This window comes from Amycolatopsis thermoflava N1165 (assembly GCF_000473265.1).
GTDB classification, from domain to species: domain Bacteria; phylum Actinomycetota; class Actinomycetes; order Mycobacteriales; family Pseudonocardiaceae; genus Amycolatopsis_E; species Amycolatopsis_E thermoflava.
The window spans coordinates 8,565,091-8,585,683 of the sequence record NZ_KI421511.1; the positions used below are offsets into that span (position 1 = coordinate 8,565,091).

The following is a 20,593-nucleotide window of genomic DNA, read 5'->3' on the forward strand; positions in this document are numbered from 1 at the left end:
AAATTATCGCATCGATCGCTGCGTTTGCGCTATGGTCGTCCTAACGCATCGATCTTTGCTTTTCCGAGGAGTGCTGATGTCGAGTTCCCCCGCCGTCGCCGTCGCGGCACGTCCCAGAGCCCGGTTGCCGCACCCGGTGGCGTTCACGGCGGTCGCGGTGATCTTCGTGCTGTTCATGGCCGCCTCCAGTGTCCCGTCCCCGCTCTACGTCGTCTACCAGCAGGAATGGGGCTTCTCGTCGATGACGCTCACCGTGGTGTTCGCGGTGTACGTCCTGGGGTTGATCGCGTCGCTGCTGGTCGTCGGCGCACTGTCGGACCACGTCGGGCGGCGGCCGGTGCTGGCTGCGGCGATCGTCGGGGAAGCCGTCTCGCTCGTGCTGTTCCTGGTCGCCGGGGACGTCTCCGCGCTGTTCGCGGCGCGCGTCGTGCAGGGCGTCGCCACCGGTGCGGCCATGTCGGTGCTCGGCGCGACGCTGGTCGACCTGAACCCGCCGCACGCGCCTGGCCGCGCGGGCGTGATCAGCAGCGTCGCCCCGACGAGCGGGCTCGCCCTCGGCGCCCTGGGCTGCGGCGCGCTCGTCCAGTTCGCGCCCGCCCCGACGCACCTCGTCTACGCGCTCCTGCTCGCCGGCATGGTTGTCGCGCTACTGCTGACCGCCGGCCTGCCCGAGACCTCGGCCCGCCGCCCCGGCGCGCTGGCCTCGCTCACCCCACGGCTCGGCGTCCCGGCGCGGCTGCGGCCGGACCTGTTCGCGCTGGTGCCGATCCTGATCTCCAGCTGGGCTCTCGGCGGTCTCTACCTGTCGCTCGGGCCGTCGGTGGCGGCCGGGTTGTTCGGAATGTCCAACCACCTCGTCGGCGGGCTCGTCGTGACCCTGCTGTGCGGAACGGGCGCGCTGACCTCGCTGCTGCTGCGAAGGGCCCAGGTCGGCGCGGTGCTGCAGGCCGGCGCCGCGTTGCTGGCGGTCGGCATGGGCATCACCCTCGCGGGCGTGCTGGCGGACGTCCTCGCGCTCGCCGCCGCCGGGACGGTCGTGTCCGGGGTCGGGTTCGGGGCGTCGGCGCTGGCCAGCTTCGGCACGCTCGCGCGGCTCGCCGCGCCGGCCGAACGGGGCGAGCTGTTCGCGGTGGTCTACGTCGTGGCCTACCTCGCGTTCAGCATCCCGGCGGTGATCGCCGGCTTCGCGGCGACGTCGGCCGGGTTGCGGCCGACCGCGATCGTCTACGGGTTCGCCGTGGGCGGGCTGGCGGTGCTCGCGGTGATCGTCCAGTCGGTGCGCGCCGCGCGGAGGTGATCGCGCGTGGTCAGGGGTCGATCAGCTCGAACTCCAGCCTGTGCAGCGCGTTGTATTCGCGGTCTTCCCGTGCGGCGCGCTCGAAGATGTCGACGATCTTCGCGAAGGTGGCCTTGCCGAGCGCAGCGCGGCTCGTGGACGCGTGCAGCCACCGGATCCGCACCGGTCGCTCGACGTCCCGGCTGAGGCGATCCCAGAGGGCGTTGAAGTTGCGTCCGTAGTACGGGCCGAAGTCGAGCAACTCGGACGCCTGCTGGTGGAACGAGGCCAGGTCGGTGATCCGGCGGCCGTCCAGCTCCGCGATCTTCATCGGTTCCACCCGTACATTGTTGCGCGATCCGGACAAGAGGGTTATCTTCACTCCAGTGATACCCCCTAGGGGTATTGAACGGAGGGAACGACATGGACCACTCGACGCACCAGCACACGGGGCACGCGGAGCACGCCGGGCACCGCCCGCCGGCCACCTGGGCCGCCGCGGCGCAGGCCACCCTGCACTGCCTCACCGGCTGCGCCATCGGCGAGGTGCTCGGCATGGTCATCGGCACCGCGCTCGGGCTGCACGGCGTCGCCACCGTCGCGCTCGCCGTGGCGCTCGCGTTCGTTTTCGGGTACGCGCTCACCATGCGCGGCGTGCTCAAGGCAGGCGTGCCCTTCCGGGCCGCGCTGAAGGTCGCACTCGCCGCCGACACCGTCTCGATCGCCGTGATGGAGATCCTGGACAACCTGGTCATGGTCACGGTGCCGGGAGCCATGGACGCCGGCCTCGGCAACGGCCTGTTCTGGGGCGCGCTGGCGTTCTCGCTGGTCGTGGCGTTCGTGCTGACCACACCGGTGAACAAGTGGATGATCGGGCGCGGCAAGGGGCACGCGGTCGTCCACCAGTACCACCACTGACTGCGCCGGGCGGCCCTGTCGGCCGCCCGGCCGGTCGTGTTGTCTTGATCCCGTGGGCGGGCGGAAGATCGACCGCGGCCCGGCCGGGGACGGCTGCCCGGTGCGCCGCGGTCCGGACGGGACCTGGCGGGTGACGGGCTACGAGCAGGCCCGCGCGGTGCTGCGCAGCGGCGGAACCGTGCAGGCCGGCCTCGGCATCGAGACGGTCGACAAGCTGCCGGCGCGGTTCCGCCGTCCCGTGCTCTACCGCGACGGCCCGGAACACCGCGAACATCGCCGCCAGACGGCCCGCTTCTTCACGCCCCGCCGCGTCAGCGAGCACTACCGCGACCTGATGGCCCGCATCGCCGACGAGCAACTGGCGCGGCTGACCCGGAGCGGCCGCGCCGAACTGCCGGACCTGGCCTTCGGTCTCGCGATCGGCGTCGCCTCCGAGGTCGTCGGCCTCACCGAGAGCAGGCCGGGCATCCAGCACCGCCTGGACCGGTTCTTCCCCGAGGAGTTCGGGCGGCCCGGGTTCACCAGCCTGACCGGGATCCGCTGGTTCTTCCGCCAGATGCGCAACTGGCTCGCCATCTACGTCGCCGACGTCCGCCCGGCCGTGCGCGCCCGGCGCCGCAACCGCCGCGACGACCTCATCTCCCACCTGCTCGACGAGGGCTGCTCGGCGGGCGAAATCCTCGGCGAGTGCCTCACCTTCGCCGCCGCGGGCATGGTCACCACCCGCGAATTCGTGTCCGTCGCGGCCTGGCACCTGTTCACCGACGACGCCCTGCGCGCCCGCTACCGCGAAGCGGACGAGGACGAGCGGATCGGCCTGCTGCACGAGATCCTGCGCACCGAACCGGTCATCGGCGGGCTGAAACGGCGCACCACCGCGCCGCTCCGGCTCGACGAGGACACCATCCCGCCCGGCGAGCTCGTCGAGGTGCGGATAGACGCGGCCAACCTCGAGCCGTGCGAGGCGCCGGGGTTGTCCTTCGGCGACGGCGCGCACAAGTGCCCCGGAGCACACGTCGCGATCCTGGAGACCGACGTCTTCCTCAGCCGCCTGTTCGCCCTGCCCGGCCTGCGCATGGTGAGCCCGCCCCGGGTCACCGTGAAAGCCGAGATCGACAGCTACGAATTACGGAATCTGGTCGTGGCGGTCGTCACATCGGACTAGCATCCGCGCTCGTGGCGGACACCGACATCTCCTTCCGAGCCGACCGGATCGACCCGGCCGTGGTCGCGCGGCAGGCCGAGATCCTCGACCTGCAGGCCGCGACGCCGGGCGTGCGGCGGTTGCGTGCGTGGGCGCACGAGGCCCTGGCCGTCCGGCCGGGCGAGCGCGCGCTGGAAATCGGCTGCGGCACCGGCTCCGAGGTGCAGGTGCTCGCGGCCGCGGCGGGACCGGACGGCGAGGCCGTCGGGCTCGACCCCAACGAAGCCATGCTCGCGCTCGCCAGGGAGCGGGCCGCCGGATCGTCCGCGCGCTTCGTGCCCGGCGACGTCTCCGCGTTGCCCTTCGCGGATGCGACCTTCGACGCCGTGCTGTGCGAGCGCGTCTTCCAGCACCTGACCGACCCGGCCGCCGCGGTCGCCGAGATCGTGCGGGTCCTGCGCCCCGGCGGGCGTGTGGCGCTGATCGACACCGACTGGGCCACCGGCATCATCCACCCCGGCGACCCGGACACGGCGCGGGCCGTGCTGGCCGGCATGCTCACGCAGACCGCCGAACCGGCCGCCGGGCGCAAGCTCGCGGGCTGGCTCAGCGCGGCCGGGTTGACGATCGCCGACCGCGGCTCACAGGCCCTGATCTCCGACCACGAGTCGGTCCGCGACACGCTGCTGCCGATGATGGTCGAGCACGCTGTCGGCAACGGCGTCGTCACCGGCGAGCAGGGCGAACGGCTGCTCGCCGAGCTCGCCGACGGCGCCGCGCGCGGGGATTTCCACCTGTCCGTGACGATGTTCGGCGTGCTCGCTCAGCGTCCCTGAACCTCCCGCCAGGCGGCGAGGATCGCGGCCACGCTGCGGTCGACGTCGGCCTCCGTGGTGCGCCAGTTCGACACCGAGACGCGCATCAGCCGCCTGCCCCGCCAGACCGTGCCGCCCATCCAGCACTCGCCGGACCGCTGCACGGCCTCCAGTACCTGCGGCGTGTGGTCCCCGAAGCCGACGAGGACCTGGTTGAGGACGACGTCGTTGACCACCTCGGCCCCGGCCTCGGACAGCCGCGCGGCGAACCGGCGCGCGAGGGCGCAGGACCGCTCGACGAGTTCCGCGACGCCCGCGCGGCCCAGTTGCCGCAGCGCCGCCCACGTGGTGAAGCCGCGGGCACGGCGCGAGGAGTCCGGCACGAAGTCACCGGGGGAACGCAGCGCCTCCGGCCGGTCGCCGACGAGGTAGGCGGCGGTGTAGGAGGTCGCGGCCGCGTGCGCGGCGGGGTGCGCGCAGAACGCGTAGCCGCTGTCGTAGGGCACGTTGAGCCACTTGTGACCGTCGGTCGCCCAGGAATCGGCTTCCGCCACGCCGTCGGTGAGGTGCCGCAACCGCGGGCTCGCCGCCGCCCACAACCCGAAGGCGCCGTCGACGTGCACCCACGCCCCGCGCGCGTGGGCGGCGGCGATCGCGGTGCGGAAGTCGTCGAACGCGCCGGTGTTGACCTCGCCTGCCTGCAGGCACACGATCGTCGGCGCATCCGATGTGGACAGTGCGTCGGCCAGCGCCGCGACGTCGATCGAACCGGACGCGGCGGTCGGCACCTCGGCGAGCGCGTCCGTGCCGAAGCCGAGCAGGCGCAGGGCCCGGTCGATCGTCGCGTGCCGTCCGCTGCCCGCGACGATCCGCACCCGCGGCGCGCCGTGCAAGCCCTGCCGCTCGACGTCCCAGCCGTGGCGCTCCAGCACGGCGTGCCGGGCAGCGGCCAGTCCCACCGTGTTGCCGCCCTGAGCGCCGGTGACGAACCCGAACGACGCGGTGGGCGGCAGCCCGAGCAGCTCCTTCAGCCACCCGCCCGCGACCTCCTCGACGAGCGCGGCGGCCGGTGAGGTGAGCGCGTTGAAGCCGTTCTGGTCCCACGCCGTGGTGAGCACGTCGGCCGCCGCCGCGGCCTCCAGCGACCCGCCGATGACGAACCCGAAGTACCGCGGCCCGGCGCTCGCGACCAGCGCGGGCTCGACGGCATCACGCAGCTGGTCGAGCACGGCCGCGGGGTCGGCGGGCCCGTCCGGCAGCTCGCCGAGCGCGGCGCGGACCGCGTCCGGATCCAGGTCGCGGGGGAACACCGGGCGCTCGTCCAGCCCGGCGCGGAAGTCCCGGCCCATCGCCGCGGCGCGGGGGAGGAGGTCGTCGGTCACGCGACGATCGTAGTTTCACCCGGCGCCGGCGCGGTGCAGGCTGAGCACGCCGTCGCGGGGACCGGTGGTCGTCCAGGCGCCCGAGTCCGCCGTCCAGGTCACGCCGTCGAACGTGACGCCGTCCAGGCCGAAGCGCGTGGCGTTGGCGACCAGCCAGGTCGCGAACGCCCAGCCCTCGGCCGCCGGGTGCGGTCCGCTCAGGGTCGCGGTGCCCAGCTCGGCCCCGGCGACCGCCGCGATGTTCGCCTCCGGCGCGCCGGGGGAGAGGTTCGCGCAGGTCAGCGCGCCCGGCTTGGCCCCGGTCAGCGCCCCCGCCGCCGCCGCGGCCTCCGTCTCCCACTGCGCGTAGGCCTCCGGGAACGCCGACCGCTGCACCAGCTGCGCCGCCTGCGTCACCGTCAGGTCCGCCCACCCGGGCTGGTCCCGCAGCCGCTCGTAGAACGCCGTCGCCGCGTACACCGGGTCGGTGACCTCCTCGTAGTCACCCCACCCCTGGCTGGGCCGCTGCTGGAACAAGCCGGCCGAATCGCGGTCGCCGCCGGGCAGGTTCCGCAGCCGCGACTCCTGGATCGCGGTGGCCAGCGCGACCGTGACCGCGTGGTCCGGCATGCCGAGGCGACGACCGACGGCGGCGATCGTGGCCGCGTTGCGGGCCTGCTCGACCGTCAGGTCGAAGGACGAGCCGTCGGCCATGACCACCGTGCAGCCCGGCTTGGGCGCGGGCCGCCCGGTGAGCGCGATCCACGCGACGACCCCGCCGGCCACCACCACGGCGAGGACGAGGGCCAGGAGCGCCCCGCGACTGCTCCGCATGCTCCCCTCCTCCCCGGACCTCCCGCCAGTTCAGACGCACGAGACCGCCGCTGGTTCGTCGTACCCGCTCGCAACCCCGGAAAACGGCGTCCGCGTTACCCGGAAGAGGTGCGAAACCGGGTGCGATACCGTTCGGTGCCGAACCTCCACCCGCGCACGAAGGATTTGATCATGGGAGAGAGCTCCCCGAAGGTCACGGTCGTCGTCCCGACCTACAACGAGCGGGACAACCTGCCCAAGCTCGTCGGCCAGCTGACCGGCCTCGGGCTGCCCGGCCTGCACGTGCTCGTGGTGGACGACAACTCGCCGGACGGCACCGGCGACGTGGCCGACAAGCTGGCGACCGAGCACCCGGACCACATCGGCGTGCTGCACCGGACCGAAAAGGACGGTCTCGGCCGCGCTTACGTCGCCGGCATCACCCGCGCGCTCGACGAGGGCGCGGACATCGTGATCCAGATGGACGCCGACCTGTCGCACCCGGTCGAGGCCGTGCCGCGGATGATCGACGAGCTCGCCACTTCGGACGCCGCCGTGGTGCTCGGATCCCGTTACGTGGCAGGCGGTTCGCTCGCGGGCGAGTGGGGCTGGCACCGCAAGGCGCTGTCGGCGTGGGCGAACTTCTACGTCAACGCCATCCTGCGGCTGCACGTCAAGGACGCGACCGCCGGGTTCAAGGCGTGGCGCGCGGAGACGTTGCGCCGCATCGACATCGCCACGATCCGCAGCAACGGGTACGCGTTCCAGGTCGAGATGAACTACCGCACCGTGAAGCAGGGGATGCGGATCGCCGAGATCCCGATCCGGTTCGAGGAGCGCGCCGACGGGGTGTCGAAGATGAGCCTCGCGGTGCAGCTGGAGTCGGCGCTGATGCCGTGGAAGCTGCTGTTCGGCCGTAAGCTGAGCTAAACGAAACTTCAAAATCTTTCACTTGTCCTTGCGCTTTCCCGGTCGCACGCTGGTTGCGTGATCAAGACGTGGGTGCGAATGGGCGTGCTCGCCCTGCTGTGGGGTTCGGCGTTCCTGTGGATCAAACTCGCGCTGCGCGGGTTCACGCCGATCGAGATCGCGGTGTTGCGGAGCGTGCTCGGCGCCGCCGTGCTGTTCGTCCTCGCCCGGATCGCGGGGCAGCGCATGCCCCGCGGGCGGGTGATGTGGGGCCGGCTGGCCGTCGCCGCGTTCTTCTGCAACGCGGTGCCGTTCGCGTTGTTCAGCATCGGTGAGCAGACGGTCGACTCCGGCATCGCCGGGGTGCTCAACGCGACCACTCCACTGTGGTCACTGCTCATCGGACTGGTGCTGGGCGCCGAACGCGGGATCCACCCGGCGCGGCTCGGCGGGCTGCTGCTCGGGTTCGCCGGGGTGCTGTTGATCTTCGCACCGTGGCAGCGGGCCGGGCTGTTCGGATGGGGAGCGCTGGCACTGGTGGCCGCGGCGGCGAGCTATGCGATCGCCTTCGCTTACATGGCAAGGAAACTGGCCGGGACGGGCGGCCCGGTCGCGATCTCGGCGGCGCAGCTGGCGGTCGCGTCCGGCCTGGCCTCGCTCGCGCTTCCCGTGGAGGGCGCCCGGCCGGGGTTCGACGGCCTGGCGGTGCTTGCCGTCGTCCTGCTCGGCGTGTTCGGCACCGGGTTCACCTTCTACCTCAACTACCGCCTCATCGAGGACGAGGGCCCGACCGGCGCGGCCGTCGTCGGGTACCTCCTGCCGGTCGTGTCGGTGGCGCTCGGGGCCGTTGTCCTCGGCGAGCCGGTGACGCCGCGGGTCGTGGCCGGGATGCTGGTCGTGCTGGCCGGGGTCGGCCTGACGCGCACGAAGCCGCGGCGCGTACGGGTGGCGACGTAGGCGCAGGTCGCGCTCTGCGGCGGATGCCCGGGACGTCCGCTTTCGCGACAGTCGAGGGCATGAGACTCACAGCTGGAGGACGGAAGGCGTGGCTGGCGACGCACATCATCTCGGCCGGCGCGTGGATCGGGATCGACGTGGTGCTGGCGGTGCTGGTGTTCACCGCGATGATGACGGACGATCCGGCGCTCGCCGCGGTGTGCTACCAGGCGCTGCGGCTGTTCGCGGTGTGGCCGCTGCTGGTTGCCGGACTGGTGTGCCTGGGCAGCGGCGTGATGCTCGGGCTGGGCAGCCGGTACGGGCTGGTGCGGTACTGGTGGGTGGCGATCAAGCTGGTGCTCAACCTCGCCATGGTGACGCTGGCGGTGGTGTCGCTGCGCCCGGGCGTCGGCGAAGCCGCGGCCTACGGCGAGTCGCTGCTGGCCGGACTGCCCGGGACGGCGCCGGACCTGGTGTTCCCGCCGATCGTGTCGCCGGCGTGTCTGCTGGCGGCGGTGCTGTTGTCGATCTACAAGCCCGGTGGGCGGATCCGGCGGTCCGGCCGGGAAGCGGCTGATCGAAAAGCCGCGAAACCGTCGGTCATCGGTGGTATGAAGGCGAAGTGACCGACGATGCCTTCGCCGACCTCGACACCTACGTCCGCCTTCCGCGGCTGTCGGGGCTGGTGCTCTCCCCGGACGGCCGCCGACTCGTCGTCGGCGTGGCGACGCCCGACCTGAAGAAGAACCGCTACACCACGGCGCTGTGGGAAGTGGACCCCGCCGGCGAGCGCCCGGCGCGGCGGCTGACCCGCAGCGCCGAAGGCGAGTCCGGCGCCGCCTTCACCCCGTCCGGCGACCTGCTGTTCGTCTCGGCCCGGCCGGACTCCGCGGCCGAGGGCGAGGACGGTCCCAAGAGCGCCCTGTGGCTGCAGCCCGCGTCCGGCGGGGACGCCCGCGTGATCGCGGCGCCGGCAGGCGGTGTCCGCGGGGTCGCCGTGGCCGCCGAGGCAGGCACGGTGCTCGCCGGGGCGCCGATGATGCCCTCGGCCACGAGCGCCGAGCACGACGCCGAGCTCCGCAAGGCCCGCAAGGACGCCGGGGTGTCGGCGATCCTGCACGAGGAGTACCCCATCCGCTTCTGGGACCACGACCTCGGCCCCGACCGCACCCGGCTGGTCGTCGCGGACGGGGTGCCGGCGGAGGAGGAGCGGCTCGAGCTGCGTGACCTCACCGGGCACGCGGGGCGCGCGCTCACCGACGAGGCCGCGTGGGACGTCTCGCCGGACGGGCGCACCGTCGTCACCACCTGGACGGTTCCCGAAGCGGGCGGTTCGCAGCGGCCCACTGTCGTCGCGATCGACGTCGCCACCGGCGAGCGCCGCGTGCTGGCCGACGACGCGGACCACGAATACGAGTCGCCGCGGATCTCGCCGGACGGCACGCAGGTCGCGGTCGCCGTCTACCGCCGCTCGACGCCGCACGAGCCGGGCGATTACTGGCTCGCGCTGGTCCCGCTCGACGGCGGCGAACTCCGGCCGCTGACCCGGAGCTGGGACCGGTGGCCGCACTCGGCGCGGTGGCTGCCGGACGGCTCGGCGCTCGTCGTCGGCGCCGACGACCAGGGCAGGGCGCCGCTGTGGAAGGTCGACGCCGCCACCGGCGAGGTCACCCGGCTGACCGCCGACGACGGCGCCTACAGCGAGCCGCGGATCTCGCCGGACGGACAGTGGGTCTACGCGCTGCGCTCCGCGGTCGACCACCCGCCTGCCCCGGTGCGGATCGCCCTCGACGGCGGCGCGATCGAGCCGCTGCCCGGGCCGGCCGAGGCCCTCGGCCTGGACGCCGAGATCCCCGGACGGCTCGACGAGGTCACCGCCACCGCCGAGGACGGCACGCCGCTGCGGGCGTGGCTCGCGCTCCCGCGGGACGCCGGCCCCGGCTCGCCGGCGCCGCTGCTGCTGTGGATCCACGGCGGCCCGCTCGGATCGTGGAACGCCTGGCAGTGGCGGTGGAACCCGTGGCTCGCCGTGGCACAGGGCTACGCCGTCCTGCTGCCCGACCCGGCGATCTCCACCGGCTACGGGTACGACTTCATCAAGCGCGGCTGGGGCGCGTGGGGCGCGGCGCCGTTCACCGACCTGATGGCGCTCACCGACGCCGCGGAGCAGCACGCGGGGGTCGACGAGACCCGTACGGCGGCGATGGGCGGATCGTTCGGCGGCTACATGGCCAACTGGGTAGCCGGGCACACCGACCGGTTCAAGGCGATCGTCACCCACGCCTCGCTATGGGCGCTGGACCAGTTCGGGCCGACGACCGACGCGACCTACTACTGGCAGCGCGAGCTCACCCCGGAGATGGCGGAGGCGAACTCGCCGCACCGCTTCGCCGACGAGATCACCACGCCGATGCTCGTCATCCACGGCGACAAGGACTACCGCGTCCCGATCGGCGAGGGGCTGCGGCTGTGGTGGGACCTGGTGTCCCGCTCGGCCGCCGAGGACGGCTCGACACCGCACAAGTTCCTCTACTTCCCGGACGAGAACCACTGGATCCTGACCCCGCACCACGCGAAGCTCTGGTACGCCACGGTGTTCGCGTTCCTCGCGCAGCACGTGCTGGGCAAGGACTGGGAGCGGCCGGACCTGCTGGGCTGACGGTTAGCCGCCGCGGGAGCGGGAAAGTCCTCCCTCGTCATCGTCACCGGCGAGGGAGGACCCGTGTTCGACACACCAAGTTCCTGCAGTTCGAGGCGAAGCCGGAGCGTCCGGACCCGTACTACGCGCGCAAGCTGCAGGAGCTCATCGGTGGTGCCTACGGTGAGATGACGGTGACGATTCAGTACCTGTTCCAGGGCTGGAACTGCCGCATCGAGGGCAAGTACAAGGACCTGATCATGGACACCGCGACCGAGGAGATCGGTCACGTGGAAATGCTGGCCACCATGGTCGCCCGGCTGCTGGAGGGCGCGCCCGCCACCGCCACCGCCGAAGCCGCCCAGGACCCGGTGATGGCCGCCGTGCTGGGCGGAATGGACCCGCAGCAGGCGATCGTGTCCGGTGGTGGCGCGGTGCCGGCCGATTCGAACGGCACCCCGTGGAACGGCAAGGCGAGGACCGCATCGAATACCTGATGGACCCCAAACCCCTCGGCGGCCCGGGCAGCGCACCCAAGCCCGCCCCCGAGCTCTACGCCACCTACGCCGCGAACGGGTCCGGCGACGGCTCGACGGCAGCGGAACCGGCGGAGCTCGCCGAGGGTGACGTGGAGACCTTCTACGCGGACGGGCGGTGGAAGAACCAGGTGGTCGGCAACAGCCGGGCGTCCAGCACGGGCGACACGAAGGCTGAGGTCCAGGCGGAGGGCCGCGAACTGGCTCGCAAGCGCGGCGTCGCGCACGTGGTGCGCCGCAAGGACGGCGAAATCGCGGAGCGGCATGAGTATGGCCGTTGACGCGCGGCTTGCTCTTGCGTGGCGGAATGGTGCGTTGCTCGGGTAGTGCCGGCCCGCGGGCGAGGGTTGCGAAATTGGCGCGCGGGCGCGGGGTCACTCACGCGGTGAGCCGCAAGGATGTCGAGATCGCGAAGCGGCGCGAATATGGCCGCGGGGCGCGGCTTGCTTCTTTCGTGCAGTGAGGTGCGTTGCTTGAGTAGGGCCTGCGCGGTCTTCTGCGGCTGGTGCGACTCAGCGTGATTCCGCAAACCGTGCAGCCACGGTCGAAGGTAATTCGCGTCAGGACCACTCGGACGAGTGGCAGGGACAGTGCGTCGTGGGCGGCGAATGGCTAGGTTTCTCGTCTCGTTCGAAGAATCATTTTCCGATGAAGGGGAAACTCAGTGTCGCGCACACTTCGTGCTGGTGTCATCGGTCTCGCGGCCGCCTCCGCGGTTCTGTCCGGGGCGGGCGCCGCCTCCGCGCGCGGGGTCTCCGCCCCGCAGCTCAAGGCCGTCGGCATGACGCTCAACGGCCTCGCGGGCAAGGCCGGCACCCCCGGCGTGCTCGAGCCCGTCACGGGCAAGCAGAGCGCCCTGTCCCCGCTCACGGGCGGCAACCCGCTGCGGCAGCTGACCGGAAAGCTGCCGATCGGCTGACCGGCAGGCCGGGCACGTCGCGGGAAACGCCGTGGCGCGCCCGGCCGCCTCCAGCGCCGCCGCCGGCCGGGACCCTCAGGGCCGCCGCTCCTGCGCCGCCGCCGGAACGGCCGGCGGCGCTGAGACGGACGGCCGGCAGCCCATGGGCAGCGGGCCCGCAGCGCAGAAGCGGCGGCCCGGCAGCGCTGAGGCGGCGGCCCGGCAGCGCTGAGGCGGCGGCCCGGCAGCGCTGAGGCGGCGGCCCGGCAGCGCTGAGGCGGCGAGCCCGCGGGCGCAAAGGCAGCGAGCCCACGGCGCTGGTGGCGGCGCTGAGGCCCTCTGCGCCGCCTCTGCGCCGTCGGCCGTTCGCCTCCGCGCGCTACCTCACCGCCATCGGGCGTCGGCTCCGCTGCCTTAGCGTCGCAGCGATTCGAGCAGGTTTCTCGCCACCAGGGCGAGCTTCGTGTTCGTCCGCTGTGACTCCTCGACCAGCCGGCCGAACGCCTCGTCCGCGCTGCACCCGTGGATCGCCATCAGCACGCCCTTCGCCTGGTCGATCTCGGCCCTCGAGGTCAGCGCCGTCTCCAGCTGGGCGATCTTGCGCTGCGTCGCCGCCCAGCGGCGGGCGTTGGTGAACGCCTCGCACGCCGCCGAGGTGAACAGGCGCATCACCTGCTCGTCGTAGTCGTCGAAGGCCTGCGCGGTGAAGCTGTACAGGTCCAGCCCACCAACGACCTCGTCCTCGCCGTCCACCTCGCCGGGCAGCAGCACCGGCACCGACAGGTACGTGCTGATCCCGGCCGCCTTCGCCGAGGCGGTGAACTCCGGCCACTCCTCCTCGTGCTCACCGACGATCGCGCGCACCGGGCGCCGCTGGGTCGCCGCCTCGACGCACGGGCCGCGGCGCGTCTTGTACTGGCACTCGTCGATCCCGACGATGCCCTCGTCGGTGGCCGCGAGGGTGTACAGGTGACCGTCCTCGGCGATCGCGGTGATCGTCGCGGAGTCGGCGTCCGGCAGGGTCGCCACGGCGCTCTCGGCGATGCCCCGCGCGACCTCCTCCAGCGGCTGGGTGGCCGCCTGACCCCGCAGGTCTTCCAGCGCGGCCGCGACGTGATCGAGGCGGACGAGCGGATCGGCGCGGCTCTCGGTCATGCGTCGCGAGTACCCGGGGCCGTGGAGGCGTAATCGGGCGCCTTCCGCAGCCAGATGTTCCCGCCCGGATTGCGCGCCATGTCCGGGACGGCCGCCGTCAGCAGCTCGCGGTGCCGCGCCCACAGGTACTGCTGGAACCAGCGGACCTCGAAGCGCGGGTTGTAGGTCAGGAACGCGCGCAGCAGATAGACCTCCTGCCAGGCGCGGCCCTCCGACACCCACTCCAGCGGGTACTCGAACGGGAAGAACACGTCGTGCACGTGGACCCACACCCCGTCGGCGAGGCGGGGCAGCACCTCGAAGAAGAGGTGGTTGACGTCGGAGCCCGCCTTGACCACGTGGGTGGAGTCGATGAACAGCACGTCACCGGCCTCCAGGGCGAGGAACGCCTCCAGCGGCACGTCCTGCACCGGCTGCTCACGCACGGTCACCCGCTGTTCGTCGCCGGGGCGCAGCAGCGACCGCAGCAGCTCCGGGTGGGGTTCGACGAACGTCAGCTCCACCGCGCCGTCCAGCCAGTGCTCGACGGTGTCCAGCGTCATCGCCGACGAATAGCCGGAGCCGATCTCGATCAGCCGCCGTGGGCGCAGGTGGCGCAGCATCCCGTGCAGGACCAGCGCATCGGACCAGGAGTACTCCGGGTTGCCGAAGAAGTAGCGGTACTGCGGCGACCGGTCCTCCGGGAACGGGTGGTCCTTCAGCAGTTCGGTGAGGACGGGCAGCAACGCGAGCTGCTCGTCCTCGCGCAGGTCGAGGCCGGCGGGGTCGGCGGCGGTGTCGAACAGCGCGCCGGCGCGGGCGAGGACCTGCGCGGGGTCCGGCTGCGGCGAGTAGAAGTGCCCCGGCGGCACCCACGTGCGGTAGGTGGCGGCGAGCTGGTCCCGTTCGGCCTCGGCCGCGGCGCACCGGGCGAGGAGGTCCTCGTGTGTCCGCCGCGAGACCGCGTATCGCCTGGCCAGGCTGCGCAACCGCGTACCGATCAAGGACATCGCCGCAGTTTAGACTTCCGCGGCGCCTACCCTGGTGGGGTGTTCGTGAAGATCTGCGGCCTGCGCACCGAGGCCGACGTCGACTGCGCGGTGACCGCCGGGGCCGACGCCGTCGGGTTCGTCCTGACGCCGAGCCCCCGGCAGGTGTCCGTGGAGGAGGCCACCCGCCTGGTGGCCGCCGTGCCCCCGGAAGTCCTCAGCGTGGGGGTGTTCCTGGGGATGCCCGTCGCCGACGTCCGGGACATCGCCGTCAAGACCGGCCTGGGCGCCGTCCAGCTGCACGGCGACGGCTACACGGCCGGTGACTTCGCCGAACTCGCCGGCCTGGGGGTGCGGCTGGTGCGGGCCACCTCCACCGCTGGTGAGCGGGTCGAGGTCGGCGCGTTCGGCGAGGAGATGCTCATCCTCGACTCGCCTCGGGCCGGCTCGGGGGAGCAGTGGGGCTGGTCGGCACTGCGCGGCCAGACCGGCCGGTGGCTGCTGGCGGGCGGGCTGCGGCCGGGAAACGTGGCGGAGGCGATCGGGACCGTGCGGCCGTGGGGCGTCGACGTCTCCAGCGGGGTGGAGTCCACCCGCGGCACCAAGGATCATGGGCTGATCCGGGAATTCCTCGCCGCCGTGCGTCCCTGATCGCGGGTCCCGTTCGTCGGTGTGGTGAGAACACGACCGGCGAGGAGGACTGCGATGCAGTACATGCTGTTGATCTGCGGGGGCCCGGAGGCCGCCGAGCACGCCGAGGACGGCTGCGGCGGCTGGAGCGAGGAGATGGCCGAGCGGGGCGTCCTGCGCGGCGGGGCCGGGCTGCGGCCGCCGCACGAGGCGACCACCGTGCGGGTGCGGTCGGACGAGGTGCTGCTGTCCGACGGCCCGTTCGCCGAGACGCGTGAGCAGGTCGGCGGGTTCTGCCTCATCGAGTGCGCCGACCTGGACGAGGCGGTCGAGATCGCGTCGAAGCACCCGGCGGCCACCTACGGGTCGATCGAGGTCCGCCCGATCTGGCAGCCATGACCGACGTCCACACCGCCCTCGTCCGCGCGTTCCGCGACGAGTGGGGGCAGGTGGTCGCGACCCTGATCCGGCTCACCGGCGACTGGGACCTCGCCGAGGAGTGCGCGCAGGACGCGTTCACCCAGGCAGTCGGGGCGTGGGCCCGGGACGGCGTGCCGCGCCGCCCCGGGGCCTGGCTCACCACCACCGCCCGCAACCGCGCTCTGGACCGGCTGCGCCGGGACGCGGTGGGGGCGGCCAAGCTGCGGGAGGTCGCGGCGATGCCCGAACCCGAACCGTTCGAAGACGACAGCGGCGTGCCCGACGACCGGCTGCGCCTGATGTTCACCTGCTGCCACCCCGCGCTGTCGCTGGACGCGCAGGTGGCGCTGACCCTGCGGACCCTCGCGGGGCTGACGCCCGCCGAGATCGCGCGGGCGCTGCTGGTCGCCGAGCCCGCGTTGCGGAAACGGCTGGTGCGGGCGAAGCAGAAGATCCGGCACGCCGGCATCCCGTACCGGGTGCCGCCCGCGCACCTGCTGCCCGAGCGGACGCCTGCCGTGCTGGCGGTGCTGTACCTGCTGTTCAACGAGGGTTACTCGGCGACGGCGGGCGCGGACCTGCTGCGCCGTGAACTGTCCGCGGAGGCGATCCGGCTGGCGCGCGTGCTGCACGAGCTGATGCCGGACGAGCCGGAGGCCACCGGGCTGCTCGCGCTCCTGCTGCTGCAGGACTCGCGGCGGGATGCGCGGGTGGACGAGCGCGGGGACCTGGTGCTGCTGGCGGACCAGGACCGCGACCGGTGGGACCACGCCCAGATCGCCGAAGGCGTGGCTCTGCTGGAGGGCGCCCTGCGGCGCGGGGCGCCCGGCCCGTACCAGGTGCAGGCGGCGATCGCGGCGTGCCACGGGAAGGCGGCGCGGGCGGCGGACACGGACTGGCCGCAGATCGCCGCGCTGTACGGCAGGCTGGCGGCGATGACCCGGTCGCCGGTGGTGGAGCTGAACCGCGCGGTGGCGGTGGGGATGGCGGAGGGGCCGGCCGAGGGGTTGCGCGTGCTGTCCGATGTGGACCTGCCGGGGTACCACCTGCTGCCCGCCACGCGCGCGGAGTTCCTCCGCCGACTGGGCCGGCGCGCCGAGGCGGCGGCGGAGTACCGGGAGGCGCTGCGGCTCGTCACGACGGATGCCGAGCGCCGCTTCCTGACGCGGCGCCTGGCGGAGGTGGGGTAGTAGGAGGGGTGGCTGGTGGCTGCTGGCACCCCTGACGGGTGGAGGTGCGGCGGCTCGGTTGGGGTGGCGACGGCCTTGCGCAGGTGGCGGCTCGTGCTGCTCGGGGAGGCGGCCGGTGCGGTGCTGGGTGGAGGTGCGGTGCTGGATGCTGCCGTGCGATTGGGCAGTGGTGGCGTGGCGGCGGGGGCTGTGCCCGGTGGTGGGCGGAGGTGCGGCGTGGCTGCGCGCCGTGGCCTCCCAGGGAGCGGTGCGGGGAGTGCGAGGCGGCCGGTGCGCCCCCGGAAGGCACCGGCCGCCTCGGGTCAGCTGCTGACCCGCACCCGTCGCGCGGGGGACGGTGCGCCGCCGGCCGCGGAGGTGTACAGCCACGCGAACAGGACCCACATGCCGCCGAACACCAGGCCCACCACCACGTACGCCACGGTCCACAGCACCAGCGGCGTGTCCGTCTTGCGTTCGCGCTGCAGGAACTCGATCTCCGACATGAAGGGGCGCGGCCCGGACGTCGCGGAGATCTCCCCGGCGTTCGCGGCCGGGTCGGCGGGCGCGTAGACCGGCGCGATCGCCATCACCCGCGAGCCGTAGTGCACACGGATGCCGGTCTTCCACTGCCCGAACACCGGCAGCGGCTGCGTCGTGCGGTACGTGCCCTCCGCCGTGCGCTCCAGCGGCGCGCTGTAGAAGTCCCCGCCCTGCCACGAGAAACCGTTGAGCCACACCGGATCGGACACCAGGTCCGCCCGGTTGATCGTCACCGTCGCGGTCACCCACCGCGGCTGCCCGCCGCCGTGTGGGTTCGAGATCGGCAGGCTCTCACCCGTGTCGGTGAGCTGAATGTTCGCCACCAGACCCGCGGGCGGGTCGGCGGGCGGGATCACCGCCGCCGACAAGCCGACGGCCAGCAGCGCGCCGACGAGCCCGCCCAGGTGCCGCGTCCGGAACCGCACCGCGGGATCGCCCGACGGCGCCGGGTCCGACGGGCGCCGCGCGGCCACCGCCTCGACCCGCTGGTACTGCCACACCCCGATCAGCGCGCCCGCCACCGACGCCGCCGCGCCCCACAGCACGAAGGTGTCCATGTGGGACAGTGGCCACGGGTCCGGCATCAGCCACTGCGAGAACGCCCACTCGCCGAACATGCCGAACACCCCGCTGGCCAGCCCGGCCACCACGCCGAACGCGTACCCCTGCCGCCCGCGCAGCAGGACCGCCACCACCTCGATCACCACGGCCTCGGCGGCGTAGGGCAGCAGCAGGGCCACGTGCAGGTCGTTGACCAGCGGCAACACCGCGAACACCGCCCTGGTCACCAGCACCACGGCCACCACGAGCAGCGCCCCGCCCGGCCCGCCGGCCAGGCGCCCGTAGACCAGTGTCCAGCTGCCGATCAGCCCGACCAGCACCACCTGGGCGAGCATCGGGAACTGCGGCACCCCGAGGTCGAACTCCATCAGGAACGCCGACGCCCCCATCAGCCAGGCGCCCGCGAGCAACGGCCCGAGCAGTCGCACCACCGGCCCGCTCGCGCCGACCTGCCGCGCCTCGCCGAGCAGCAGCTGCAGGCCGATCACCACGCCGACGCCGCCGCCGATCATCAGCACGTGCGTCGGCCCCCACTCGGTGACGTCCTGGCCGAACAAGCGGTGCCACACGTCGTCCAGCGGGAACCCGGCGATGCCGACCAGACCGGTCGCCATCATCTGGATGCTGCCCATCGGCGCGCGCCAGTGCGGTCCGATCGGGAACGTGCGCACCGGCAGCTTCCCCTTCGCCAGCGCGGCGCTGAGCACCCCGCTGGCGAAGATGCCCATCAGTCCGAAGTAGATCGGGTAGTGCGACGGGTTGGCCAGCGGCCCCTCGTCGCGGCCGAGTTCCATGTGGATCGGCACGTCCCAGTACACGCCGATCAACGCCGCCATCCCGGACAGGAACGCCACGAACAACGGCAGCGCCGCCCACCGCGGCAGCCCGCTCAGCCCGGCCGACCAGTCCGCCAACCTGCCGACGACCGTGGTGCGGCCGGCGCGCTCCCGGATGACGAACACGGCGAGCGGCAGGAAGATCACGAAGAACATCAGGCCCGCGATGACGATCTGGCCGAGCGCGGCCCCGCCCGCGGGCGGGCTGGACTCCTGGGCGACGAGCACGGTGGACCTTCCTCGATGAAGCCGGGCATGCGTGCTACCCGAAGTAACTGTTACCGTTGGTCACATACTTTACGGGTTCCCGGACGCGACGGGCAAGCCGGGCGGAGGAAGGACGGGGAATGCGCAGGTTCGTCGTGGCGGTGCTGGCGACGCTGCTGGTGACCACGGGGTGCGGGAGCACGGCGCCGCAGCAGCAGCCGGGCGCCGCGCCGGAGGTGGCGGTGTTCACCGTGACCGGCGGCAAGCGGACGTCCGGGCCGGACCGGGTCGAGGTCGCGGCGGGCCGGACCGTGACCATTCAGGTCACCACCGACGCCCCGGACGAGCTGCACGTGCACGGCTACGACCGCACGGCCGACGTGGTGGCCGGGCAGCCCGCCTCGGTCACCTTCACCGCGGACATCCCCGGGGTGTTCGAGGTCGAGTTGCACCACAGTGGGGCAGCGCTGACCGAGCTCCGGGTGACGGCGTGATCCTCGCCCACGGTCTCGGCGGGCGCTCCGACCTGCCGGTCCCGCTGTGGCTCGCGCTCTACGCCGGCGCGGCCGCGGTTCTGGTGTCGTTCTTCGCGCTCACCGCGCTGTGGAAGCGGCCGAAGCTGCGTGGCGCGGAAGCCGGGCGCGCGTGGCCACGGGCGCTGGAGCGGATCGCCGACGCCCGCGTCACGCGGATCGCGCTGCGCCTGCTCGGGCTGGCGCTGTTCGCGGTGTTCCTGGTGTTCGCCTGGACCGGCGCGGACGACTCGGCGAAGAACCCGGCGGGCGCCTGGTTCTACGTGTGGTTCTGGGTCGGGCTCGTGCCGCTTTCCGTGCTGTGCGGCCCGGCCTGGCGGCTGGTCAATCCACTGCGGACACTCGCCGCGATCTTCCCCGGCCGCCTGCCGCTGCCGCGCTGGGGGTTCTGCCCGGCCGTCGCGGGCCTGGTCGCGTTCCTGTGGCTGGAACTGGTGTACCCGCACTCCGACTCGCCGCGCGCGATCGCGGTGTTCGTCACCGCCTACGCGGTCGTGCACGTCGTGGCGGGTGCGGTGTTCGGGCCGCGCTGGTTCGACCGCGCCGACGGGTTCGAGGTCTACTCGGCGCTGATCGCCGCGCTGTCGCCGTGGGGCCGCCGCACGGATGGTCGCCTGGTGCTGCGTAATCCCCTGGACGGCCTGCGCACGCTCGAACGCGAGCGCGGCCTGACCCCGTTCGTGCTCGTCGTGCTGGGCTCCACCGCGTTCGACGGGCTCACCCGGCTGCCGGTCTGGGGCGACCTGACCCGCGACGGCAACCGCGTCCTCCTCGGCACCGCGGGACTGGCGGCGGCGATCGGGCTCACCGCGCTGGCCTACGCCGGCGCGATCCGCCTGACCCGGCCGTACCTGCGGCGCTCGGTCACCGGCCCCTACGACGCCTTCGCGCCGTCGCTGGTGCCGATCATGGTCGGGTACACCGTCGCGCACTACTTCTCGTTCGCCGTGTTCGAGGGGCAGCGCGGGTTCGGCGGCGGCGTGGACTACACAGTGGTCTCCCCGGCGGCGATCGCGTTCACGCAGATCGCCGGGATCGTGGCCGGGCACGTGCTGGCGGTGACCTCGGCGCACGACCGCGCGCTCGGCGTGCTGCGGGACGGTTATGCGAAGGTGGGGCAGTACCCGATGCTCGCCGTGATGGTCTGCTACACGGCTGTGGGCATCGCACTGGTCTCGGGAGCGTGAATGCGTGAGCGGATGATCCTGGCCCACCAGGGCGGGTGGGACGAGACGCTGATCATCGTCGGGCCGATCGCGATCATCGTGGTGCTCATCGTGGTCGCCCGCCGCCAGGCCCCTCCACCCGAGGAGCCTGACGAGGACGA

21 protein-coding genes and 1 pseudogene are annotated in these 20,593 nt (G+C 72.9%); 16 read left to right on the forward strand and 6 right to left on the reverse strand.

Annotated features, from left to right (window positions below; translation table 11 throughout):
* Positions 1-76 precede the first annotated feature (76 nt).
* Complete coding sequence (locus AMYTH_RS0142605) at positions 77-1,297, forward strand: MFS transporter (protein ID WP_027935368.1); 1,221 nt, start codon at positions 77-79, stop codon at positions 1,295-1,297.
* A 10-nt stretch (positions 1,298-1,307) separates the two neighbouring features.
* On the opposite strand, the gene AMYTH_RS0142610 is transcribed toward AMYTH_RS0142605, so the two are convergent.
* The gene (locus tag AMYTH_RS0142610) at positions 1,308-1,607 is read right to left on the reverse strand and encodes a barstar family protein (protein ID WP_037324379.1); all 300 of its coding nucleotides are present in this window, start codon (positions 1,605-1,607) and stop codon (positions 1,308-1,310) included.
* A 92-nt stretch (positions 1,608-1,699) separates the two neighbouring features.
* Here AMYTH_RS0142610 and AMYTH_RS0142615 point away from each other — a divergent pair, with 92 nt between their 5' ends.
* The 3 genes from AMYTH_RS0142615 to AMYTH_RS0142625 are packed head-to-tail and all read left to right on the forward strand — an operon-like array spanning position 1,700 to position 4,174.
* Positions 1,700-2,194, forward strand: coding sequence for a DUF4396 domain-containing protein (locus AMYTH_RS0142615; protein WP_027935370.1), 495 nt, complete (start codon positions 1,700-1,702; stop codon positions 2,192-2,194).
* A gap of 52 nt (positions 2,195-2,246) precedes the next feature.
* Entirely contained in the window at positions 2,247-3,359 is a 1,113-nt protein-coding gene (locus AMYTH_RS0142620; RefSeq protein ID WP_027935371.1) for a cytochrome P450, read from the forward strand.
* Positions 3,360-3,370: 11 nt separating this feature from the next.
* Positions 3,371-4,174, forward strand: a complete 804-nt coding sequence (locus AMYTH_RS0142625; protein ID WP_027935372.1) for a methyltransferase domain-containing protein — start codon at positions 3,371-3,373, stop codon at positions 4,172-4,174.
* Here the strand turns inward: AMYTH_RS0142625 and AMYTH_RS0142630 are convergent.
* Positions 4,162-5,535 carry a pyridoxal phosphate-dependent decarboxylase family protein gene (locus AMYTH_RS0142630; RefSeq protein ID WP_027935373.1) on the reverse strand — a complete coding sequence of 458 codons (1,374 nt, stop codon included), beginning with the start codon at positions 5,533-5,535 and terminating at the stop codon, positions 4,162-4,164. The genes AMYTH_RS0142625 and AMYTH_RS0142630 overlap by 13 nt on opposite strands.
* A 15-nt stretch (positions 5,536-5,550) precedes the next feature.
* Entirely contained in the window at positions 5,551-6,348 is a 798-nt protein-coding gene (locus AMYTH_RS0142635) for a hypothetical protein (RefSeq protein ID WP_027935374.1), read from the reverse strand.
* Between the two features lie 171 nt (positions 6,349-6,519).
* Here AMYTH_RS0142635 and AMYTH_RS0142640 point away from each other — a divergent pair, with 171 nt between their 5' ends.
* The 7 genes and pseudogenes from AMYTH_RS0142640 to AMYTH_RS0142670 all read left to right on the forward strand — a co-directional run bounded on the left by AMYTH_RS0142640 (position 6,520) and on the right by AMYTH_RS0142670 (position 12,265).
* Entirely contained in the window at positions 6,520-7,257 is a 738-nt protein-coding gene (locus AMYTH_RS0142640) for a polyprenol monophosphomannose synthase (RefSeq protein WP_027935375.1), read from the forward strand.
* A gap of 78 nt (positions 7,258-7,335) precedes the next feature.
* Complete coding sequence (locus tag AMYTH_RS0142645) at positions 7,336-8,193, forward strand: DMT family transporter (protein WP_037323114.1); 858 nt, start codon at positions 7,336-7,338, stop codon at positions 8,191-8,193.
* A gap of 59 nt (positions 8,194-8,252) precedes the next feature.
* On the forward strand, positions 8,253-8,798 hold the full coding sequence (locus AMYTH_RS46765) for a hypothetical protein (protein WP_051362991.1): 546 nt from the start codon (positions 8,253-8,255) through the stop codon (positions 8,796-8,798).
* A complete protein-coding gene (locus AMYTH_RS0142655; RefSeq protein WP_027935377.1) occupies positions 8,795-10,831 on the forward strand; it encodes a S9 family peptidase in 2,037 nt (678 codons plus the stop codon). The genes AMYTH_RS46765 and AMYTH_RS0142655 overlap by 4 nt, the downstream gene beginning before the upstream one ends.
* A gap of 83 nt (positions 10,832-10,914) precedes the next feature.
* Positions 10,915-11,298 (forward strand): annotated as a pseudogene (locus AMYTH_RS50775) (manganese catalase family protein); the annotation flags it as partial.
* Between the two features lie 8 nt (positions 11,299-11,306).
* Positions 11,307-11,627, forward strand: coding sequence for a DUF2188 domain-containing protein (locus AMYTH_RS51300; RefSeq protein WP_228685220.1), 321 nt, complete (start codon positions 11,307-11,309; stop codon positions 11,625-11,627).
* Between the two features lie 383 nt (positions 11,628-12,010).
* Entirely contained in the window at positions 12,011-12,265 is a 255-nt protein-coding gene (locus AMYTH_RS0142670) for a hypothetical protein (protein WP_027935380.1), read from the forward strand.
* 393 nt (positions 12,266-12,658) lie between these two features.
* On the opposite strand, the gene AMYTH_RS0142675 is transcribed toward AMYTH_RS0142670, so the two are convergent.
* Both AMYTH_RS0142675 and AMYTH_RS46775 read right to left on the reverse strand, forming a co-directional pair.
* Positions 12,659-13,399 carry an ANTAR domain-containing response regulator gene (locus AMYTH_RS0142675; RefSeq protein WP_027935381.1) on the reverse strand — a complete coding sequence of 247 codons (741 nt, stop codon included), beginning with the start codon at positions 13,397-13,399 and terminating at the stop codon, positions 12,659-12,661.
* Positions 13,396-14,388, reverse strand: a complete 993-nt coding sequence (locus tag AMYTH_RS46775; RefSeq protein WP_084022799.1) for a class I SAM-dependent methyltransferase — start codon at positions 14,386-14,388, stop codon at positions 13,396-13,398. The genes AMYTH_RS0142675 and AMYTH_RS46775 overlap by 4 nt, the downstream gene beginning before the upstream one ends.
* 39 nt (positions 14,389-14,427) lie before the next feature.
* Between AMYTH_RS46775 and AMYTH_RS0142685 the strand changes: the two genes are divergently transcribed.
* Genes AMYTH_RS0142685 through AMYTH_RS0142695 form a run of 3 tightly spaced genes read left to right on the forward strand, consistent with a single transcriptional unit; the run spans position 14,428 to position 16,607 of the window.
* Complete coding sequence (locus tag AMYTH_RS0142685; protein WP_027935382.1) at positions 14,428-15,018, forward strand: phosphoribosylanthranilate isomerase; 591 nt, start codon at positions 14,428-14,430, stop codon at positions 15,016-15,018.
* 54 nt (positions 15,019-15,072) lie between these two features.
* The gene (locus AMYTH_RS0142690; protein ID WP_017983299.1) at positions 15,073-15,396 is read left to right on the forward strand and encodes a YciI family protein; all 324 of its coding nucleotides are present in this window, start codon (positions 15,073-15,075) and stop codon (positions 15,394-15,396) included.
* Positions 15,393-16,607: an RNA polymerase sigma factor gene (locus AMYTH_RS0142695; protein WP_027935383.1), complete on the forward strand. Its 1,215-nt coding sequence runs from the start codon at positions 15,393-15,395 to the stop codon at positions 16,605-16,607. Before AMYTH_RS0142690 ends, AMYTH_RS0142695 begins: the two co-directional genes overlap by 4 nt.
* Before the next feature lie 302 nt (positions 16,608-16,909).
* On the opposite strand, the gene AMYTH_RS0142700 is transcribed toward AMYTH_RS0142695, so the two are convergent.
* Positions 16,910-18,754: a hypothetical protein gene (locus AMYTH_RS0142700; protein WP_027935384.1), complete on the reverse strand. Its 1,845-nt coding sequence runs from the start codon at positions 18,752-18,754 to the stop codon at positions 16,910-16,912.
* Positions 18,755-18,873: 119 nt separating this feature from the next.
* On the opposite strand from AMYTH_RS0142700, the gene AMYTH_RS0142705 reads away from it, so the two are divergent.
* Both AMYTH_RS0142705 and AMYTH_RS0142710 read left to right on the forward strand, forming a co-directional pair.
* Positions 18,874-19,227, forward strand: coding sequence for a cupredoxin domain-containing protein (locus AMYTH_RS0142705; protein ID WP_027935385.1), 354 nt, complete (start codon positions 18,874-18,876; stop codon positions 19,225-19,227).
* A complete protein-coding gene (locus tag AMYTH_RS0142710) occupies positions 19,224-20,453 on the forward strand; it encodes a hypothetical protein (protein WP_027935386.1) in 1,230 nt (409 codons plus the stop codon). The genes AMYTH_RS0142705 and AMYTH_RS0142710 overlap by 4 nt, the downstream gene beginning before the upstream one ends.
* Positions 20,454-20,593: the final 140 nt, after the last annotated feature.